15 protein-coding genes are annotated in these 19,692 nt (G+C 64.2%); 5 read left to right on the top strand and 10 right to left on the bottom strand.

Annotation, left to right across the window (positions count from 1 at the left end; genetic code table 11):
* The first annotated feature begins 9 nt into the window (after nt 1-9).
* Nucleotides 10-750 (top strand): YciK family oxidoreductase, encoded by a 741-nt coding sequence (locus tag ACQKQA_RS14120; RefSeq protein ID WP_427558278.1) that lies wholly within the window; start codon nt 10-12, stop codon nt 748-750.
* A gap of 363 nt (nt 751-1,113) precedes the next feature.
* Nucleotides 1,114-2,040: a GGDEF domain-containing protein gene (locus ACQKQA_RS14125; RefSeq protein ID WP_427558281.1), complete on the top strand. Its 927-nt coding sequence runs from the start codon at nt 1,114-1,116 to the stop codon at nt 2,038-2,040.
* 21 nt (nt 2,041-2,061) lie between these two features.
* Here the strand turns inward: ACQKQA_RS14125 and ACQKQA_RS14130 are convergent, their stop codons facing one another.
* The 7 genes from ACQKQA_RS14130 to ACQKQA_RS14160 all read right to left on the bottom strand — a co-directional run bounded on the left by ACQKQA_RS14130 (nt 2,062) and on the right by ACQKQA_RS14160 (nt 9,907).
* A complete protein-coding gene (locus ACQKQA_RS14130) occupies nt 2,062-2,832 on the bottom strand; it encodes a TenA family transcriptional regulator (protein ID WP_427558397.1) in 771 nt (256 codons plus the stop codon).
* 78 nt (nt 2,833-2,910) lie between these two features.
* Nucleotides 2,911-5,370, bottom strand: a complete 2,460-nt coding sequence (locus ACQKQA_RS14135) for an EAL domain-containing protein (RefSeq protein ID WP_427558284.1) — start codon at nt 5,368-5,370, stop codon at nt 2,911-2,913.
* 205 nt (nt 5,371-5,575) lie between these two features.
* A complete protein-coding gene (locus ACQKQA_RS14140; RefSeq protein WP_427558287.1) occupies nt 5,576-7,402 on the bottom strand; it encodes an ABC transporter ATP-binding protein in 1,827 nt (608 codons plus the stop codon).
* Nucleotides 7,395-7,997, bottom strand: a complete 603-nt coding sequence (locus ACQKQA_RS14145) for a DsbA family protein (protein ID WP_427558400.1) — start codon at nt 7,995-7,997, stop codon at nt 7,395-7,397. The genes ACQKQA_RS14140 and ACQKQA_RS14145 overlap by 8 nt, the downstream gene beginning before the upstream one ends.
* A 36-nt stretch (nt 7,998-8,033) precedes the next feature.
* The gene (locus tag ACQKQA_RS14150) at nt 8,034-8,975 is read right to left on the bottom strand and encodes a rhodanese-related sulfurtransferase (RefSeq protein WP_427558290.1); all 942 of its coding nucleotides are present in this window, start codon (nt 8,973-8,975) and stop codon (nt 8,034-8,036) included.
* Between the two features lie 103 nt (nt 8,976-9,078).
* On the bottom strand, nt 9,079-9,378 hold the full coding sequence (locus ACQKQA_RS14155) for a BolA family protein (RefSeq protein ID WP_007932228.1): 300 nt from the start codon (nt 9,376-9,378) through the stop codon (nt 9,079-9,081).
* Between the two features lie 13 nt (nt 9,379-9,391).
* Entirely contained in the window at nt 9,392-9,907 is a 516-nt protein-coding gene (locus ACQKQA_RS14160; protein ID WP_427558293.1) for a DUF2059 domain-containing protein, read from the bottom strand.
* A 192-nt stretch (nt 9,908-10,099) separates the two neighbouring features.
* Here ACQKQA_RS14160 and ACQKQA_RS14165 point away from each other — a divergent pair, with 192 nt between their 5' ends.
* A complete protein-coding gene (locus tag ACQKQA_RS14165) occupies nt 10,100-11,494 on the top strand; it encodes a class II fumarate hydratase (RefSeq protein WP_427558296.1) in 1,395 nt (464 codons plus the stop codon).
* A gap of 28 nt (nt 11,495-11,522) precedes the next feature.
* Here the strand turns inward: ACQKQA_RS14165 and ACQKQA_RS14170 are convergent, their stop codons facing one another.
* The 3 genes from ACQKQA_RS14170 to pap all read right to left on the bottom strand — a co-directional run bounded on the left by ACQKQA_RS14170 (nt 11,523) and on the right by pap (nt 15,530).
* The gene (locus tag ACQKQA_RS14170; RefSeq protein ID WP_427558299.1) at nt 11,523-12,488 is read right to left on the bottom strand and encodes a DMT family transporter; all 966 of its coding nucleotides are present in this window, start codon (nt 12,486-12,488) and stop codon (nt 11,523-11,525) included.
* 202 nt (nt 12,489-12,690) lie between these two features.
* Nucleotides 12,691-13,875, bottom strand: a complete 1,185-nt coding sequence (locus ACQKQA_RS14175; protein WP_427558302.1) for a thiolase family protein — start codon at nt 13,873-13,875, stop codon at nt 12,691-12,693.
* A 143-nt stretch (nt 13,876-14,018) separates the two neighbouring features.
* Nucleotides 14,019-15,530, bottom strand: coding sequence for a polyphosphate:AMP phosphotransferase (gene pap, locus ACQKQA_RS14180; protein WP_427558305.1), 1,512 nt, complete (start codon nt 15,528-15,530; stop codon nt 14,019-14,021).
* Between the two features lie 141 nt (nt 15,531-15,671).
* Here pap and mnmC point away from each other — a divergent pair, with 141 nt between their 5' ends.
* Together mnmC and ACQKQA_RS14190 are read left to right on the top strand one after the other, a co-directional pair.
* Complete coding sequence (gene mnmC / locus ACQKQA_RS14185) at nt 15,672-17,669, top strand: bifunctional tRNA (5-methylaminomethyl-2-thiouridine)(34)-methyltransferase MnmD/FAD-dependent 5-carboxymethylaminomethyl-2-thiouridine(34) oxidoreductase MnmC (RefSeq protein WP_427558308.1); 1,998 nt, start codon at nt 15,672-15,674, stop codon at nt 17,667-17,669.
* A 250-nt stretch (nt 17,670-17,919) separates the two neighbouring features.
* Nucleotides 17,920-19,692, top strand: a complete 1,773-nt coding sequence (locus ACQKQA_RS14190; RefSeq protein WP_427558311.1) for an N-acetylglutaminylglutamine amidotransferase — start codon at nt 17,920-17,922, stop codon at nt 19,690-19,692.

Consider the following 19,692-nt stretch of genomic DNA (forward strand, 5'->3'; position numbering starts at 1 on the left):
GAGGTTTTTATGTTTGATTATTCCGCCCGCCCCGAACTGCTCAAGGACCGGGTCATCCTGGTCACCGGCGCCGGCCGTGGCATTGGCGCCGCTGCCGCCAAGACCTTCGCCGCCCATGGCGCCACTGTATTGCTGCTGGGCAAGACCGAGGCCAACCTGACCCAGGTCTACGACGAGATCGAAGCCGCCGGCCATCCTCAGCCCGCAGTGATCCCGTTCAACCTGGAAACCGCCCTGCCGCACCAGTACGACGAACTGGCCGCCATGGTCGAGGCCGAATTCGGCCACCTGGACGGCCTACTGCACAACGCCTCGATCATTGGCCCGCGCACGCCGCTGGAACAACTGTCGGGCGAGAATTTCATGCGGGTGATGCAAGTCAACGTCAATGCCACGTTCATGCTGACCAGCACCCTGCTGCCGCTGCTCAAGCTGTCCCAGGATGCGTCGGTGGTGTTCACCTCCAGCAGCGTGGGCCGCAAGGGTCGCGCCTACTGGGGTGCTTATGGCGTGTCGAAGTTCGCCACCGAAGGCCTGATGCAAACCCTGGCCGATGAAGTCGACGGCGTGGCGCCGGTACGGGCCAATAGCATCAATCCAGGCGCCACCCGCACCAGCATGCGGGCCCAGGCCTATCCGGGGGAAAACCCGAGCAACAACCCAGCCCCCGAAGACATCATGCCGGTCTACCTCTACCTCATGGGTCCGGACAGCGCCGGGATCAACGGCCAGGCCTTCGACGCCCAGTAACCCCCCGCCCTTGGCCGCGACGGAATGTCGTCGCGGCTCCCCTCTCGTCCGCCATTCGCAGCGTGATCGCCAAACAAATGCCATCCAGCGAGCCAAGGCACCTCAGTCCATCTCAGCCAAGCGATTGAATTGAAAAGTCTTTTTTTCAGATGGCCTAGATGGCACGACTTTCGCTCTGCCCCTCTCAGATACGCAGCACACTGGCAGGGCAAGCGGCGACGAGCCGGACTTATAACGGGCAGCAAAGCAGATTAAACTGCCGCCTCTTGTCCTGCGGGACTGATGGAACAGTATGACGAGCAGCCCGAGCCGCTCTCCCCCAGCCAGTAAGACCTGCATTACGTGCTCAGGGGCGCCCGCCATATGAAAACACCCTCCCAGACCAACGCAATTGACTTCGATAGCGCCAAATTGCAACGCCTGGGCTTTGGCCAGCAGTCCCCCCTCCTGCTACGTCCGGCCAGCCTCGCGCAACTGCGCCAGCAATTAGGCCTGCAATTGCAGACCAGCCTGGAACCGCAACGCATCCTTGGTCTGTTCTACCGCGAAGCCCAGCGCCTCGTACCGCTGGATGCCCTGGTTTACCAACACCCGCCCAGCGACCTGCGCCTGGAGTTCGGCCAGCGCGGCCACCACTCCGTCGCCTATAGCCTGAGCCACGAAGGCGAGCCCATGGGCGAACTGGTGTTTCGCCGCAATCAGCGCTTCAGCGACCTGGAACAGAGCCACCTGGAATCTCTGTTGTCCACCCTGCTGTACCCGATGCGCAACGCCCTGCTTTACCGGGCTGCCACCCGTAGCGCCCTGCGCGATCCCTTGACCGACACCGGCAACCGGATCGCCATGGACCAGACACTGCACCGGGAAATCGAAATGGCCCGCCGCCACCTGCATCCCTTGTCGCTGCTGATGCTGGACATCGATCACTTCAAGAGAGTCAACGACAGCTACGGGCACAGCACCGGCGATGAGGTGCTCAAGGCCGTGGCCGCGGCCATCAAGGCGCAGCTGCGCAACGTCGATATGGTGTTTCGTTTTGGTGGCGAGGAGTTTCTGATCCTGTTGTCCAACACCGGCCGCGAGGCTGCCGCCCTGGTCGGCGAACGCCTGCGCCACGCGGCTCAGGCCAAGGAATACTGGGCGGATGGCACCTTGATCGAACTGACGGTCAGCCTGGGTTGTTCGACCCTGCTGCCGGGGGAATCTGCCGAAAGCCTGCTGCGCCGCGCGGACAGCGCGTTGTACGTAGCCAAGCGTGAAGGCCGCAACCGCCTGGCAATGGCCGGCTGAGCAAACGGCATCGAGACGATCTCAACTAGAGGCCGCCATTGAACCTTCAGCCAGCACCCTCCGCCCACGGGCCGCCGGCGCCTTTTCCTGCTGCATGCAGCGCTCCAGGAACAGGTACATGTAGTCATAACTTTTGCAGATCGCCTGGCGCAGCTCGCCCTGCAAGGCCTTGCTCGGGCTCATGCCGGCCAGGGTGCAGATGATTTCCAGTGCTTCCCAAGGATGGGCATCGTCATACTGGGCATGCATTTTCAGCCACTTCATCGCCCGCTTGCGCTCTTCTTCGGCAAAGGCCGCGGCATACACACCGCTGGAGCAGACCAGCGCCGACCACTCTCCCGTCGCGCCCTCGATGGCATAGTTGGTGGCGGCGATCGCCACGATCAGCGAATCGGCGGAGCTGGTGTGCCAGCACCAGTGGCTCAAGGCATGCAGCTCCGGCGGCACCTGCTGCGCCTGCAGATCCTCCAGGCTCACACCATGGGCCCGGCTCCAGTTCACCCAGTAATCGGCATGATTGAGTTCGACCCGGATATTGCGCATCAGCCAACGGCGCGCCATGTCTTCCCCAGGGTGGCGGGCGAAGCGGGTCTTGGTCAGGTTCTGCGCCATGTACAAGGCGAACTGCTCGACGACCGGCCAGCCACCGATCAGGTACTGGCGCATGGCCTTGTTGCTGAGTGTGTTGTCGCGCATGTGCTGGTACAGCTCGTGATCGACCACGCGGCGCTTGCTCTCGCTGCAATCCTGAATCAGTTGCTGGGCCCAGGCGGGATAACTGGCGGCGTCCATGAGCGGACCGGTCCTGTTGAATGCGTCGATCACTGTCAGGGCTCCTTTTGAGGGTGATGGTACGGAACAGCGAGAGATTCAACGGAGCGTGCCAGGAGCCTTGAAGAGCAGCGGCTGTGATCGCGAAGGCCGACGCTGCAGACTGTCGCTGGTGAAGAGTTGCGGGCGCTCGATCAGGTAGCCCTGAGCGTAATCCACGCCAATCTCCAACAATGCCTGCTCAATCTGCGGCGTTTCGACAAACTCGGCAATCGTGCGTTTGCCCATCACATGACCGATATGGTTGATCACCTCGACCATCGCGTGATTGATCGGGTCGTCCAGCATATCCTTTACGAAACTTCCATCGATCTTCAGGAAGTCTACAGGCAAATGTTTGAGATACGCGAATGACGACATTCCCGCGCAAAAATCATCCAGCGAAAAGTGACAACCCAAACCCTTGAGTTCGTTGATAAATCGAATGGCGCTGCCGAGATTGGAGATGGCGCTGGTCTCGGTGATCTCGAAACAAATCAGGTCCGGCGGTACGCCATGGACGCTGAACTGCCCGCGCAGGAAATCCAGGAAAGCGTCATCCCCGATGGTGCCCCCAGACAGATTGATCGCGCACATCGCCAAGGGCCCTTCGCGCTCCTCGCGCAGGCACTCGGCGATGATCTTGAACACGTTCTCCACCACCCAGCGGTCCAGCGAAGTCATCAGGCCGTAACGCTCGGCGGCCGGAATGAAGCTGTCGGGCAGGATCATCCGCCCAGCCTCGTCATGCAGGCGCAACAGGATCTCGATATGCCCGCCAGGCCGGTCCACATGGCCCAGGGCGGCGATTTCCTGGGCATACAGGCAGAAACGATTTTCCTCCAGGGCCATGTGCAAGCGCTGCACCCAGGCCATCTCGCCGAAACGCAGGGACAGCTCCGAATCGTCCGCGTGATAGACCTGAACCCGGTTGCGGCCTTTTTCCTTGGCCATGTAGCACGCCATATCCGCGGCGCGCAGCGAGGCTTCGAGGGTGGTCGGGGTGTGCGCCACGTGCACCAGGCCAATGCTGACCGTGGTGACGAAGGGCCGGCCCTTCCACACGAAATGCAGGTTCTGCACCGTCTGGCGCAGGCCTTCGGCGATCTTTTCCGCCGCGTCCGGCGAACAGTTCTCCAGCAGGATCCCGAACTCGTCGCCCCCCAGGCGCGCCAGGGTATCGCCCTCGCGCAGGCCGGACTGGAGCAAGGCGCAAATGTGCCGCAGCAACTCGTCCCCTGCCGCATGGCCACAGGTGTCGTTGACCAGCTTGAACTGGTCCAGGTCGAGAAACATCAGCGCGTGCCGCCCCGGTTGCCGGGTCAGGGTGTGCAACGCCTGCTCCAGGCGGTATTCGAACTCGCGACGGTTCGCCAGGCCGGTCAAGGCGTCGTGGGTCGCCTGCCAGGACAGGTTGGCGATGTACTGCCGCTCCTGGGTCATGTCATGCAGCACCAACACTGTGCCGCTGACCTTGCCAGCGTTGCGGATAGGCGCACCGACCAGGGTCACCGAAACCGTGCTGCCGTCCAGCCGCTGGATCAGCTTCGAGTGCTCGCTGCCGCCACTGAGCTGGCCGCTGAGGATGTGCTCGATCAGGGTGAAACCGTCGGCCTGGGCATTTTCATCCAGCAGATTGAACAACGCGGCCAGCGGCAAGCCCAGGGCCTGCTCGGCCTTCCAGTGGGTCAGTTCCTCGGCGGCCGGGTTCATGTAGGCGATGGCGCCGTCCACGTCGGTGGTGATGACACCGTCGCCAATGGATTGCAGGGTGATCTGCGCCCGTTCCTTTTCCAGCTGCAGGGCGCTGGCGAAGGCATGGCGCTGCGCCAGCAGTTTGTGAGTGCGCAGCAGCGCCAGGACGATCAGCCCCAGGGCGGTAGCCAGGTTGGTCACCAGCAACAGCCGCAGCATCACCCGCGAGCCCTCGCCCAGGGCATCGCTGAAGGCCTTGGCCGCGGGTGTCACGCCGTCGTTGATGGCGAAGATCTGGTTTTTCCAGCGCTGGATATCGGCTTCGGACGCCTGATTGCTGACAATGCCGCGATGCATGTCCTGGGCGACGTTATCCAACTGCACCAGATAGCTGTCGCCCACGGTCCACAGGTCGATGGCTTTTTCCAGGTAGCTGAAATGGCGGAAATTCAGGTACAGCCAGATCACGCTGTCGCTGTCATCAGGGTGATTACCACCCTTGAGGATCCCCGCCCGGGCGGCGACCAGGTCGGGCGGCTGCTGGTCCAGGGCGACCCGCAACTCATGCCCGCCCTGGGGCACGGCAATGGCGCTCTGGTACTTCAGGAAGATCGATTCGTCGCGGCTGTCAGCGTAGAGATTGAGGTAATAGATGGCGTCCTTCTGACCCTTGGACCAAAGGCTCTCCCCGGCCACGTAACCACGCACCGCCGAAAGGACATACAAGCTGAGGCCACCCAACAGCGCTTGAAACAACACCACCGCGATAAAGGGCCAGACGATACCCAACAGTCGTGGCGTTCCGAGAGTCCGCTTTTGCTTCATGAGGTCCCTTGCATCAGCACTGCCAGATGAACACCCGAGAAAATACCGATCCTGACAGCACAGACTAGGCTAATTTCCGTGCCTTTGAGCGCACGGACCGCGACGTTCAAGCACGATGCCAGTCAAGCCACGGCCCGGCCGCGCCGCAGAAGGGGTCATTTCTACCAGGGAATTCAAGCACTAAGCACAGAAAACCGGACAAAACTCAAGGTCGTTGGACTTGCTGCAAATGCCCGTAAAGCTTGGCGTAAAGGCCGCCGTCGGCAATGAGCTGCTGATGGTCGCCATCTTCGGCAATCTGCCCGCCATCGAACACCAGGACCCGATCCGCCTGTTTTACCGCGGACAGGCGGTGGGCGATGATCAGGGTGGTCCGTCCGTGCAGGAAGCGGGTCAGCGCCTGATGCAGGTTGTACTCGGTGGCGGCATCCAGGGCCGAGGTGGCTTCGTCGAGGATCACCACCTTGGGTTCGGCCAGCACCATCCGCGCGATCGCCAGGCGCTGCCGCTGCCCGCCGGATAGGCGCACCCCGGAGCGGCCGACGACGCTGTCCAGGCCGTTGGCCAGGGCACGGACCGTGGCGTCCAGCTGGGCAATCTCCAGCGCCCGCCAGCAGGCTTCGTCGCTGCGCTCGCGGCCCATGGTCAGGTTGGCGCGGATGCTGTCGTTGAACAGCGCCGGATGCTGCAACACCACCGCCACATTCTCGCGCAGGGTTTCCAGGCCAATTTCCTGCTGGGTCGAACCACCAAACCGGATCACCCCCGCCTGCGGCGTATAGAGCCCCAGCAACAGTTGCACCAGGGTACTTTTGCCACCGCCGCTGGCGCCGACGATCGCCACCTTCTCCCCGGGCTCGATCGACAGGTTCATCTGGTCGAGTACCGGCTCGTCGCCATAACCGAAACTCAGGCCGCTGACTTCGATGCCCACGGTCTCGCGCCCCTGGAACGGATCAACACCCCCGGGGTACTGTGGCTCGTCGGCCCGCGACAGCAGTTCGTTGATGCGCGACAGCGCGCCGCCGGCGGCGTAGTAGGCGTATTGCAGGTTCAGCAGTTGCTCCACCGGGCCGATCATGAACCACAGGTAGCTGAACACGGCCAGCATCTGGCCGATGGACAGGTCGGAAAACAGCACGGTGAGCATGGCCGCCGCGCGGAAGATATCGATGCCGAACTGGAACAGCAGCCCGCTGGCGCGATTGGAAGCGTCGCTCTTCCATTGCGAGGCCACCGCATAGTCCCGCACGTCCTGGGCCCGGCGGCCGAGACGGCCGAGGAAAAAGCCCTGGCGGTTGCCAGCGCGGACTTCCTGGATCGCATCCAGGGTTTCGGTCAGGGCCTGGGTGAAACGCGAGGTGCTGTCGTTCTCGAGCTTCTTCAGGTGCTTGACCCGCTTGCCCAACTGCACCGTGGCGTAGATCACCAACGGGTTGAACAGCAGGATCAGCAGCGCCAGCTGCCAGTGCATCCACACCAGGATGCCCGCGGTGCCCACCAGCGTGAGCATGGCCACCAGAAAGCGGCTGAGGGTCTCGCCGACAAACTTGTCGAGGGTGTCGAGGTCGGTGACCAGGTGGGTGGTCACCGTACCGCTGCCCAGGCTCTCGTACTCGCCCAGGGAGATGCGCTTGAGGCGCTCGATCAGGCGCAGGCGGATGCGGTAGACGATGTCCTTGGCCAGCCCGGCGAACAGGCGGGCCTGCAACACGTTGAACAGCAAGGCCGAGCAACGCAGCAACAGGGTGATCAGCAGCATCAGGCCGATGTAGCCGGCAGCGCTCTGCCAGCCCGCGGGCAAGACGTTGTTCATGACCTTCAGCGCGGCATCGCCGTGCCCCAGCAGCACTTCATCCACCAGCAGTGGTAGCAGCAACGGAATCGGCACGCTGCACAGCGTCGCCAGCACGGCCACGCCGTTGGCGATCCACAGGGCTTTCTTATGCTGCAGTGCCAGCCGGCGAACTTCCGCCCAGCTCAGGCGGTCGACAGGTTCCGGCGCCTGTGGATCACGGACCCGGTCAAGCACAGGCGGCACGCTCCAGCCAGCGACCGAGCAGTGGAGACAGCTCGCTCAAGGGCTGGTAGCCATTGGTCAACAAGGCCAGCTGGCCGTTGCGTTCGGCGAGCAAGGTCGGGAAGCCGGCAATCCCCAGGTCCTGGACCCAGGTGAAGTCCGCGGCGGTGGCGGCATGCTGTTCGGCGCGGTCGAAGGCCTCGGCGAACTCGATGCGCGGCACGCCCGCCTGTTCGGCCAGCTCCACCAGGACGCTGGCGCGCGTGACATCGCGGCCTTCGACATAAAACGCACGCTGAATCAGCCCCAGGAGTTTCCAGGCGCAATCCGGCGCCAGACTGCGCGCCGTCACGATGGCGCGGCACGCAGGCTCGGTGTCATAGACAAAACCTTCGGGCAAGGCGCCCTCGAACGTGAACGGCTGGCCGGTGGCCTCGGTGACCGCCTGCCAGTGTTCGAAGATGTAGCGGCGGGTGGTCGGCTCCAGCGCCGCGCCGCTGCCGGTACGCAGGCCGCCCACCACCAGATGCAACTCGACGCCCGCCGCCCGCGCCTGCTCGACCAGGGCCTCGGCCACCGGGGCGAACCCCCAGCACCAGGAACACATCGGGTCCATCACATACAGCAGGCGGGCGGACATGGCTCAGGCCTCGGAAGAAGATTGCTTGTAGTTGTAACCAATCGGATGCGGCATGTTGCGAGCCTTGGCCAGTTCGATCTGCTTCTGCCGGTCGACGGCGCTGCGGCGAGTCTTCTCGCTCAGCGTGTTCCAGCAGTGCGGGCAGCTGATACCCGGTACATAGTGCTCGCTGGCCCGATCCTCGACGCTCACCGGTGTGCGGCAGGCATGACATTGATCGTAGTCGCCTTCGCTCAGGTCGTGACGCACGGTGACCCGATTATCGAAGACGAAGCAGTCGCCCTGCCATTTACTCTCCTGCTGCGGTACCTCTTCGAGATACTTGAGGATGCCGCCCTTGAGGTGGAAGACCTCGTCGAAACCTTCGCTGAGCATGTAGCTCGAGGCTTTCTCGCAACGAATGCCGCCGGTGCAGAACATCGCGACTTTCTTGTGCTTGCTCGGATCGAAATTGGCTTTGATGTAATCGGGGAACTCGCGAAAACTGGTGGTTTTCGGATCGATGGCGCCTTCGAAGGTGCCGATCGAGACTTCGTAGTCGTTGCGGGTGTCGATCAGCAGCACTTCCGGGTCGCTGATCAGCGCGTTCCAGTCCTGCGGCTCGACGTAGGTGCCGACCTTCTTGTTCGGGTCGACGCCCGGCACGCCCAGGGTCACGATCTCTTTCTTGAGCTTGACCTTGGTGCGGTAGAACGGCTGCTCGTCGCAGTAGGATTCCTTGTGGTCGATGTCGACCATGCGCGGATCGTTGCGCAACCAGGCCAGCAGACCGTCGATGCCTTCGCGGCTACCGGAAACGGTACCGTTGATGCCTTCTTCGGCGATCAGCAGGGTGCCCTTGATGCCGTTGTCGAGCATCGCCTTGAGCAGCGGCTCGCGCAGGGAAACGTAATCTTCGAGGGTGACGAACTTGTACAGTGCCGCCACGACAATCGGTTGTGTCATGGGTGATTCTCCAGGTGGCTACCCTCGTAAAGGGTGAACCGGATGCAAAAAAAAACGCGCCGGCTTGAGCGGCGCGTTGCGGATTCTAGCAAAAAACCTCAGGTCAGTGCTTGCTGCCGCCAGCGCAGGTCGGCGAGGCCGGAGCCACCCCGATCTTCGCCCATTCTTCCGGCGTATAGGTATGCAGCGCCAACGCATGGAACTGGCCCATCAACTCACCCAGAGTCGCGTAGACCTTCTGGTGACGTTTGACGCTGTTGAGCCCGGCGAACTGCTCGCTGACCAGCACGGCCTTGAAATGGGTTTCCAGTCCGCGGCTGTGCATGTGGCTTTCGTCCAGCACCTGCAGATGCTCGGGCTGCAATGCGCCGAGCGCCGATTCGATACGTTGTTGCATGGTCATTCCCGATTCCGCCTTACTTCTTCTTCGCCGGCGCAGCCTTAGGCTCGAGCTCGGCGGTCATGTCGGCCAGCAGCTTGTTGACCACCGGTACCGCGCTTTCCAGCTTGGCCTGGGTCATCTGGGCCGATTGCTGGGTCAGCTGCGGCATTTTTTCCAGGACTTTCTTGCCCAGCGGCGACTGGTAGAACGCCACCAGGTCCTTGAGCTCGGATTCGCTGAAGTTGCTGGTGTAGAGCTTGACCATGTCCGGCTTCAGCTTGTTCCAGCCAATGGCCTGGTCCAGGGCGGCGTTGGCCTTGGCCAGGTAGGTTTCCAGTACGGCTTTCTTCGACTCTGGGGCTTTGGTCTGTTCAAAACGCTGAGCGAACATTTGCTGCACTTGCATGTACACCGGAGTGCCCAGCTTGTCAGCATGCGCCAGGGTCAGGAAAGCTTCGGCACTGGCGTTGTGGCTGGCGGTATCGGCAAGCACCTGGCCGCTGGCGCAAACCAGAACAACCGCGGTACAGATGGCACGAAGACGAGTCATCGAGTTTCCTTTTCTAGCAGGCGAGGTATAACCCCAAGGGCGCTCATTCTGCGCCTAAAAAACTCTGTCGCTCAACCCCACCCCTTGTGGTGCCTGCATTTGCTCGACCAAACGACACAAAAGGTGCTTTATGGAACCCGGGCTGTGGATCACGGCCTAAACTGCGCAATCAGACCTACAGGAGTGAGCACGATGAGCCGAATCGAAACCGACAGCCTTGGCCAGATCGAAGTCCCGGACGAAGCCTACTGGGGCGCCCAGACCCAGCGTTCGCTGATCAACTTTGCCATTGGCAACGAGCGCATGCCGCTGTCGGTCCTGCATGCCCTGGCGTTGATCAAGAAGGCCGCGGCCCGGGTCAACGACCGCAATGGCGACCTGCCCGCCGACATCGCCCGCCTGATCGAACAGGCCGCCGACGAAGTGCTGGACGGCCAGCATGACGACCAGTTCCCGCTGGTGGTCTGGCAGACCGGCAGCGGTACCCAGAGCAACATGAACGTCAACGAGGTGATCGCCGGACGTGCCAACGAACTGGCCGGCAACCCCCGCGGCGGCAAGACGCCCGTGCACCCGAACGATCATGTGAACCGCTCGCAAAGCTCCAACGACAGTTTCCCCACGGCCATGCACATTGCCTCGGCCCAGGCGGTTCAGCAGCAGCTGCTGCCGGCGATCGCCGAGCTGTCCGGCGGCCTGGCCGAACTCTCGGCGCGCCATATGAAGCTGGTGAAAACCGGGCGCACCCACATGATGGATGCCACGCCCATCACCTTCGGCCAGGAACTGTCGGGCTTCATCGCGCAACTGGACTACGCCGAGCGCGCCATCCGCGCGGCCTTGCCCGCAGTGTGCGAACTGGCCCAGGGCGGTACCGCCGTCGGCACCGGGCTGAATTCTCCCCACGGCTTCGGCGAGGCGATCGCCGCCGAGCTGGCGGCCCTGTCCGGGCTGCCGTTCGTCACCGCACCGAACAAGTTCGCCGCCCTTGCCGGCCATGAACCCCTGACCACCCTCTCCGGCGCCCTAAAGACCCTGGCCGTGTGCCTGATGAAAATCGCCAACGACCTGCGCCTGCTCGGTTCCGGACCGCGGGCCGGGCTGGCCGAGGTCAGGCTGCCGGCCAACGAACCGGGCAGCTCGATCATGCCGGGCAAGGTCAACCCGACCCAGTGCGAGGCCCTGTCGATGCTGGCGTGCCAGGTGCTGGGCAACGACGTCGCCATCGGCTTCGCCGCCAGCCAGGGCCACCTGCAGTTGAACGTGTTCAAACCGGTGATCATCCACAACCTGCTGCAATCGGTGCGCCTGCTGGCCGACGGCTGCAGCAACTTCCAGCAGCATTGCATCGCCGGGCTGGAGCCCGATCCGGTGCAGATGGCCGACCATCTGGAGCGCGGGCTGATGCTGGTAACCGCGCTCAACCCCCATATCGGTTACGACAAATCCGCCGAGATCGCCAAGAAGGCCTATGCCGAGAACCTCACCTTGCGTGAAGCGGCCCTGGCGCTGGGTTATCTGACGGACGCGGAGTTCGATGCCTGGGTGCGGCCGGAAAACATGCTGGAGGCTGGCAAGCAGGGGTAAACGCCCGCCATGGGGGTAATCCCGGGCCTTATCGGCCCGACACTTCCATACGCAAGCGCCGGGCCTTGAGCCCGGCCAGCAGCGACGGCCCCAGGGCCGTCAACGCCGACCCCAGCACCACCAGCACCGCGCCGCCATAAGCCAGGGCGTTGATCTGCTCGGCATGCACGTATTGCAGCCACCACCAGGCTGCCAGCGCCACGGCGGCAAAGGTCACCAGGGGCGTGATCGCCAGCGTGGCGCTGACCCGCGACGCTTCCCAATGGGCCAGGGCTTCGGCGAAGGCGCCATAGGCGATCAGGGTATTCAGGCAGCAGGCCAGCAGCAGCCAGCCTTGCAAGGGGCTCAGTTCGAGCGCCTCCAGAGGATGGGCCCAAGGGCTGAGCAGCAGCGCGCAGAACAGGTAGATCACCATCATCACCTGCAGCGAGTTCCACACCGTCAGCAGCTGTTTCTGGCCCAGGGCGTAAAAGGTCCAGACCGCCGACGCCGCCAGCACCGTCAGCACGCCGGCAGTGTAGTTGCTCAGGGAGGTCAGTAGCTCGGTCAGGCGCTGATTGAAGAACAACCCGAAGCCGATCAGCAGCACCGCCAGGCCAATCCCCTGCCCCAGGCTGAAACGCTCCTTGAACACGAAGAGGCTGGCGATCAGCAGCAGGATCGGCCCCATCTGCACCACTAGCTGCGCAGTGCCGGGGCTCAACAGATTCAGCCCCATCAGGTACAGCACGTAGTTGCCCACCAACCCGCAAACCGCCATCAGCACCAGCCAGCCACCTCGCGGCCCGAGCGCGCGCCAGCTGGGCAAACGCCGGGTCGCGGCGAGATAGACCAGCAGGAACCCACCGGATACCAACAGGCGAAACCAGGTCACCGTCACCGGATCCATCACCAGCAGCACCTGCTTGAGCTTGATCGGCAGGATGCCCCACAGCAGCGCCGTAATCAGTGCAAGGAACAATCCATAAACCCAGCGACCGGAAGAGATATGCATGCGGACTCCGAAAACCTGACGGACGAGTGCAGGCATTCTAGATCCGGGCCCGGGACTTACCCAGAGACAGTTGGAGGGTTAACGCGAATGGGATTGTGCAGGTCGTAAAAAGCATCGCGGGCAAGCCTCGCGCCTACAGAACAGAGGTGTTTCTGTAGGCGCGAGGCTTGCCCGCGATAGGCCCTGCGCGATGCCTGACGGCCTAGCGCACCGCTTCGAACAGGCCGGTGGCGCCCATGCCGCCGCCCACGCACATGGTGACGATGCCATAGCGCAGGTTGCGCCGTTGCAGCTCACGCACCAGATGGCCGACCTGGCGCGAACCGGTCATGCCGAACGGGTGGCCGATGGCGATCGAGCCGCCGTTGACGTTGTACTTGGCGTTGTCGATCTGCAGCCGGTTGCGGCTGTACAGGCATTGCGACGCGAAGGCCTCGTTCAGCTCCCAAAGGTCGATGTCGGCCACTTGCAGGCCCTTGGCCTTGAGCAGCTTCGGCACCGAGAACACCGGGCCGATGCCCATTTCATCCGGCTCGCAACCGGCCACGGCAAAGCCGCGGAAGAACGCCTTGGGCTTGAGCCCCAGCGCCAGGGCCCGGTCCAGGCTCATGACCAGGGTCATGGAAGCGCCATCGGACAATTGCGAGGAGTTGCCCGCCGTCACCGAACCGTCTTCGGCGAACACCGGTTTCAGGCCGGCGAGGTTTTCCAGGGTGGTGTCCGGGCGGTTGCAATCGTCGCGATCGACCACGCCGTCGAGGATCTGCACCTGGCCGCTGTGCTTGTCCTCGACCTTGTACTTCACCGCCATCGACACGATCTCGTCGTCGAACAGCCCGGCCGCCTGGGCCGCCGCCGTGCGCTGCTGGCTTTGCAGGGCGTACAGGTCCTGCTCTTCGCGGCTCACCTGGTAGCGCCGGGCGACTACTTCGGCGGTCTGGCCCATGGGGAAGTAGATACCCGGCACCTGCTCCTTGAGCAGCGGGTTGACCAGGTTGTCGGTGTTGATGCTTTTCATTGTCAGGCTGATGGACTCGACCCCGCCGGCGACAATGATGTCGCTGCAACCGGAGGCGATCTGGTTGGCGGCGATGGCGATCGCCTGCAGGCCGGACGAGCAGAAGCGGTTGAGGGTCATGCCCGCCGTGCCGATGCCCAGCCGCGACAGCACCGCGACGTTGCGCCCGATGTTGTGGCCCTGGGCGCCCTCGTTGGAACCGGCGCCGACGATGCAGTCCTCGACGCTGGCCGGGTCGATGCCGTTGCGGGCGAGCAGCGCATTGACGCAGTGGGCGGCCATGTCATCCGGACGGGTCTGGTTGAACTTGCCGCGAAAGGACTTGGCCAGGCCGGTCCTCACGCTATCGACGATCACCACTTCACGCATGGCATACCTCATTGTTGTGGTCGGTTGTGAATGGATCGAGCATAGATCCAGCCCTCGCCCGACCGCGACGATCATTCATCCGGCGTATGCAAAACCATCGTGGCACGGGGTTCGAGCCTCCAGCAGCTCACGGCCTGCGGCGGTTATTTCTTGCTCTTTTTGGCCTTCTTGTCGGACTTGTCGAACGCCTCTTCCAGCGCGAGGTTGAGGGTGCGCAGCACCTTGACCCGGGCCCAGCGCTTGTCGTTGGCCTCCACCAGGGTCCAGGACGCGACCTCGGTGCTGGTGCGGTCGACCATGTCGCCGACCGCGGCGCGGTAGGCGTCCCACTTGTCGCGGTTGCGCCAGTCATCCTCGGTGATCTTGAAGCGCTTGAACGGAATCTCCTCGCGGGCCTGGAAACGCTCCAGCTGGGTCTCTTTGTCGATCGCCAGCCAGAACTTGACCACTATCACCCCGGCGTCCTCGAGCTGCTCCTCGAAATCGTTGATCTCGCCATAGGCGCGCAGCCAGTCGGCCGGGCTGCAAAAGCCCTCGACCCGCTCCACCAGCACCCGGCCGTACCAGGAACGGTCGAACACGGTGAACTTGCCCCGCGCCGGAATATGCCGCCAGAAGCGCCACAGATAAGGCTGGGCACGCTCCTCCTCGGTCGGCGCGGCAATCGGCACGATGCTGTACTGGCGCGGGTCCAGGGCCGCCGCCACGCGCCGGATCGCACCGCCCTTGCCAGCGGCATCGTTGCCCTCGAACACCGCTACCAGGGCGTGCCGGCGCATACGCTTGTCGCGCAGCAGGCCGGCCAGGCGCGCCTGTTCGGTAATCAACTGTTCCTCGTAGTCGTCCTTGTCCAGGCTCTGGCTCATGTCCAGGCTGTCGAGCAGGGTCAACCGGTCCACCGACTCGCCCAGGGGCGCCACATGGGACTCGGCTTCGACCGCCGGCCGGTTGAGCGCATTCTGCAGGCCTTCGAGGAGGATCTTGCCCACCGCCAGGCTGCGGTAATGCGGGTCCGCGCCCTCGATCACATGCCAGGGCGCATAGTCGCGGCTGGTGCGGCGCAACACGCGCTCACCGTATTTGACGAACTTGTCGTAGGTCTCCGACTGCTGCCAGTCCAGCGGGCTGATGCGCCAGCTGTGCAGCGGGTCGTCCTGCAACGACTTGAGGCGGTCCTTCATCTGTTTCTTGGACAGGTGGAACCAGAACTTGAAGATCAGCGCGCCTTCGTCGCAGAGCATTTTCTCCAGGCGCTCGGCGCCGGCGATGGCCTGGTCGAAACGGCCGTCCTTGAACAGGTCGTGGACCCGGCCCTGGAGCATCTGGCTGTACCAGTTGCCGAAAAACACCCCCATGCGGCCCTTGGCCGGGAGCATCCGCCAATAGCGCCAGGCCGGCGGATGCGCCAGTTCTTCGTCGCTCTGCTGGTCGAAGGTGCGCACTTCGATCAGGCGCGGGTCCATCCATTCGTTGAGCAGTTTCACTGTCTCGCCCTTGCCCGCGCCTTCGATGCCGTTGATCAGCACGATCACCGGAAACCGGGCTTTCTGCTGCAACTCGAACTGGGCTTCCAGCAGCGCTTCGCGTAGCGCCGGAACTTCGGCATCAAAGGTCTTTTTGTCGATGGCGTGACCGATTTCGGCTGATTCGAACATGAGCGACTCCCTGGCAAGATGGAGCAAGACTAACGGATCGCCACCCGATTTGTCGGCAGGCACGCGCCATCCCTTTGCCGTGGATCATGACCCGCTATGCCGATCGGCTAGAATGAGCGCCTTGCCGCTGCCGAGCCGAACATGACGCCTGAATCCTCCCCTGCTACCCAGCCCCACGCCCAGCTCGATTGGGACGACCAGGGCCGCCCGCGTTCGCGGGTCTTCGACGATGTGTATTTCTCCCGCGACTCGGGCCTGGACGAAACCCGCCATGTGTTCCTCGAACAGAACCGCCTGGGCGAACGTTTTGCCGCCCTGGCGCCGGGCGAGCGTTTCGTCATCGGCGAAACCGGCTTCGGCACCGGGCTGAATTTTCTCTGCGCCTGGCAACTGTTCGAGCAACAGGCCGACGCCAGCGCGCGCCTGCATTTCGTCAGCGTGGAAAAGTACCCGCTGAGCCCGCCGGATCTGCAGCGCGCCCTGGCCCTGTGGCCGGAACTGGCGCCTCTGGCCGAACGCCTGTTGCGGGTCTATGTCGCCGTGCACCAGGGTTTCCAGCGCCTGGTGCTGGACGGCGGCCGGGTCACCCTGACTCTGCTGATCGGCGATGCCATGGAGCAGTTGCCGCAACTCGACGGGCAGGTCGACGCCTGGTTCCTCGACGGTTTCGCCCCGGCGAAAAACCCCGAAATGTGGAACGCCGAACTGTTCGCCGAACTGGCGCGCCTGGCCGCGCCGGGCTCGACCATCAGCACCTTCACCAGCACCGGCTGGGTCCGGCGCCTGCTGAATGCCGCGGGCTTCAAGATGAAGCGCACACCGGGCATCGGCCATAAATGGGAAGTGCTGCGCGGCGAGTTTCTCGGCTGGCCCGAAGACACCCCGGCCCCGGTCGCGAGCAAGCCCTGGTTTGCCCGTCCGAGCCAACGCATCCGGGACAAACACGCGCTGGTGATCGGCGCCGGCCTGGCCGGTTGCGCCAGCGCCGCCAGCCTGGCCGCGCGGGGCTGGCGGGTGAGCCTGCTGGAGCGTCACGGGCAACTGGCCCAGGAAGCTTCGGGCAATCCGCAGGGGGTGCTGTACCTGAAGCTCTCGGCCCACGGCACCGCCCTGTCGCAGATGATCCTCAGCGGTTTCGGCTACACCCGGCGCCTGCTCGAACAACTGCAACGGGGCCTCGACTGGGACAGCTGCGGCGTGCTGCAACTGGCCTTCAATGCCAAGGAGGCCGAGCGCCAGGCGCAGCTGGCGGCGGCCTTCCCGGCGGACCTGCTGCATCCCCTGGACCAACCCCAGGCCCAGGCCGTGGCAGGCGTCGGCCTGGAACACGGCGGGTTGTTTTATCCACAGGGCGGCTGGGTCCACCCGCCAGCGCTGTGCCAGTGGCAAGCCGCGGATCCACGGATCCGCCTGCTGGCCCACCACGATGTCGTGGAACTGCGCCGGGTCGACGGCCAGTGGCAGGCCTGGGACGGTCAGCGACTGCTGGCCAGCGCCGAGGTGGTGATCCTCGCTGGCGCCGCCGAGATCAAGCGTTTCCCGGCCAGCGCCGAGCTGCCGCTCAAGCGCATCCGCGGGCAGATCACCCGCCTGCCGCAGACCGCCCGCAGCCAGAGCCTGGCGACCGTGGTCTGCGCCGAAGGCTATGTCGCCCCCCCGCGCCTGGGCGAACACACCCTGGGCGCCAGTTTCGATTTCAAGAGCGACGACCTGACGCCCACCGCCGCCGAGCACGCGGGCAACCTGGCCATGCTCGAAGAAATCTCCCCGGACCTAGTGGCCCGCCTGGAAGCCGAGCGGCTGCAACCCGAGACCCTCGAGGGCCGCGCCGCCTTCCGTTGCACCAGCCCGGACTATCTGCCGATCGTCGGCCCCCTGGCCGACCAGGCGGCATTCGCCGAGGTCTACGCGGTGCTGGGCAAGGATGCGCGCCAGGTCCCGGACCTGCCCTGCCCCTGGCTGGACGGCCTGTATATCAACAGCGGCCACGGTTCCCGCGGGCTGATCACCGCACCGTTGTCGGGCGAGCTGCTGGCGGCCTGGCTGGACAACGAACCCCTGCCCTTGCCGCGCAGCGTCGCCGAAGCCTGTCACCCCAATCGTTTTGCCTTGCGTCGGTTGATTCGCGGCAAACCTTGAAACCGCCCAGCGATGCCAGCAGCCCTGGCATCGCTTCGCCCTCGCGCGCAAACGCCCACGGGGCCTGCCGCCGTGACAAAACTCCAGGCAGATCAAGGCCTTCACCTTGGCCTCTCACGCACCAGCCTCCCGCCGCTTATAACCCATCGGTCTAAAACTACGGGGATTCACCTGGGTCAGTTTCCAGGTACCTGGCTGTTTTGCCCGGTACCGCTCAACCCCTCCCCAACGGCAAAACCGGTAAGGACCTATGTGCGGATTAGCTGGAGAACTACGTTTTGATCATCGACCCGCCGACCTGGCAGCGGTCGAACGCATCACCCACCACCTCGCCCCTCGCGGCCCCGATGCCTGGGGTTTCCACAGCCAGGGCCCGATAGCCCTCGGCCACAGGCGCCTGAAAATCATGGACCTGTCGGACGGCTCGGCCCAGCCGATGATCGACAACCCACTGGGCCTGTCCCTGGCCTTCAACGGTGCGATCTACAACTTCCCCGAACTGCGCGCCGAGCTGCAAAGCCTGGGCTATGCCTTTTACACAGGCGGCGACAGCGAAGTGCTGCTCAAGGGCTATCACGCCTGGGGCCCCGACCTGCTGCCCCGGCTCAACGGCATGTTCGCCTTCGCCATCTGGGAGCGCGACGCCCAGCGCCTGTTCCTCGCCCGCGACCGGCTGGGGGTGAAACCCCTGTACCTGTCGCGCAGCGGCCAGCGCCTGCGGTTCGCCTCGTCCTTGCCGGCGCTGCTCCAGGGCGGCGACATCGACCCGCGGCTGGACCCGGTGGCGCTCAACCACTACCTGAATTTCCATGCCGTGGTGCCGGCGCCACGCACCCTGCTGGCGGGCATCGAAAAGCTGCCGCCGGCCACCTGGATGCGCATCGACGCCGCTGGTCGCAGCGAGCAGCAAACCTGGTGGACGCTGCCCTATGGCCCCCGCGCCGATGAAACCGGGCTGACCCTGGAAGACTGGCGCGACCGGGTCCTGGACAGCACCCGCGATGCGGTGGCGATCCGCCAACGGGCCGCGGTGGACGTCGGCGTGCTGCTGTCCGGCGGCGTCGATTCGAGCCTGCTGGTGGGCCTGCTGCGGGAAACCGGGGTAGACACGCTGTCGACCTTTTCCATCGGATTCCAGGATGCCGGCGGCGAACGCGGCGACGAGTTCCAGTATTCGGACCTGATCGCCCGCCACTACGGCACCGACCACCACCAGTTGCGCATCGACGAGCGGGAGATCATCGAACAGCTGCCAGCGGCGTTCCGCGCCATGAGCGAACCCATGGTCAGCCACGACTGCATCGCCTTCTACCTGCTGTCCCGGGAAGTCGCCCGGCACTGCAAAGTGGTACAGAGCGGCCAGGGCGCGGACGAGCTGTTCGCCGGGTATCACTGGTACCCGCAGGTGGATGGCGCCAGCGATCCTTACGCGGCCTACCGCGAGGCGTTCTTCGACCGCAGCCACGACGACTACAAGGCCACTGTGCAGCCGCCATGGCTGACCGCCAACGACGCCGCGGGCGACTTCGTGCGCGAGCATTTCGCCCGGCCCGGCGCCGACGCGCCTGTGGACAAGGCCCTGCGCCTGGACAGCACGGTGATGCTGGTCGACGACCCGGTCAAGCGGGTGGACAACATGACCATGGCCTGGGGCCTGGAGGCCCGCACGCCGTTCCTCGACTATCGACTGGTGGAGCTGTCGGCGCGGATACCGGCCCGGTTCAAGCTGCCCGACGGCGGCAAGCAGGTGCTCAAGGAAGCCGCGCGCCGGGTCATCCCCAGCGCCGTGATCGACCGCAAGAAGGGCTATTTCCCGGTACCCGGCCTCAAGCATCTGCAAGGCGCCACCCTGGACTGGGTACGCGAGCTGCTGCTGGACCCGAGCCAGGACCGGGGCCTGTTCGACCCGGCGATGCTCGACCGCCTGTTGACCGACCCACAAGGCCAGCTGACGCCGCTGCGCGGCTCCAAGCTGTGGCAACTGGCCGCGCTGAACCTGTGGCTCAGCGAACAAGGAATCTGA

Source organism: Pseudomonas sp. NPDC089530, from assembly GCF_050280705.1.
Taxonomy (GTDB): domain Bacteria; phylum Pseudomonadota; class Gammaproteobacteria; order Pseudomonadales; family Pseudomonadaceae; genus Aquipseudomonas.

Bases quoted from the DNA above. Each gene is read 5' to 3' on its own strand.
- ACQKQA_RS14120 (WP_427558278.1), top strand. From the start codon at position 10: ATGTTTGATTATTCCGCCCGCCCCGAACTGCTCAAGGACCGGGTCATC.
- ACQKQA_RS14125 (WP_427558281.1), top strand. From the start codon at position 1,114: ATGAAAACACCCTCCCAGACCAACGCAATTGACTTCGATAGCGCCAAA.
- ACQKQA_RS14130 (WP_427558397.1), bottom strand. From the start codon at position 2,832: ATGGACGCCGCCAGTTATCCCGCCTGGGCCCAGCAACTGATTCAGGAT.
- ACQKQA_RS14135 (WP_427558284.1), bottom strand. From the start codon at position 5,370: ATGAAGCAAAAGCGGACTCTCGGAACGCCACGACTGTTGGGTATCGTC.
- ACQKQA_RS14145 (WP_427558400.1), bottom strand. From the start codon at position 7,997: ATGTGTTCCTGGTGCTGGGGGTTCGCCCCGGTGGCCGAGGCCCTGGTC.
- ACQKQA_RS14150 (WP_427558290.1), bottom strand. From the start codon at position 8,975: ATGACACAACCGATTGTCGTGGCGGCACTGTACAAGTTCGTCACCCTC.
- ACQKQA_RS14155 (WP_007932228.1), bottom strand. From the start codon at position 9,378: ATGACCATGCAACAACGTATCGAATCGGCGCTCGGCGCATTGCAGCCC.
- ACQKQA_RS14160 (WP_427558293.1), bottom strand. From the start codon at position 9,907: ATGACTCGTCTTCGTGCCATCTGTACCGCGGTTGTTCTGGTTTGCGCC.
- ACQKQA_RS14165 (WP_427558296.1), top strand. From the start codon at position 10,100: ATGAGCCGAATCGAAACCGACAGCCTTGGCCAGATCGAAGTCCCGGAC.
- ACQKQA_RS14170 (WP_427558299.1), bottom strand. From the start codon at position 12,488: ATGCATATCTCTTCCGGTCGCTGGGTTTATGGATTGTTCCTTGCACTG.
- ACQKQA_RS14175 (WP_427558302.1), bottom strand. From the start codon at position 13,875: ATGCGTGAAGTGGTGATCGTCGATAGCGTGAGGACCGGCCTGGCCAAG.
- pap (WP_427558305.1), bottom strand. From the start codon at position 15,530: ATGTTCGAATCAGCCGAAATCGGTCACGCCATCGACAAAAAGACCTTT.
- mnmC (WP_427558308.1), top strand. From the start codon at position 15,672: ATGACGCCTGAATCCTCCCCTGCTACCCAGCCCCACGCCCAGCTCGAT.
- ACQKQA_RS14190 (WP_427558311.1), top strand. From the start codon at position 17,920: ATGTGCGGATTAGCTGGAGAACTACGTTTTGATCATCGACCCGCCGAC.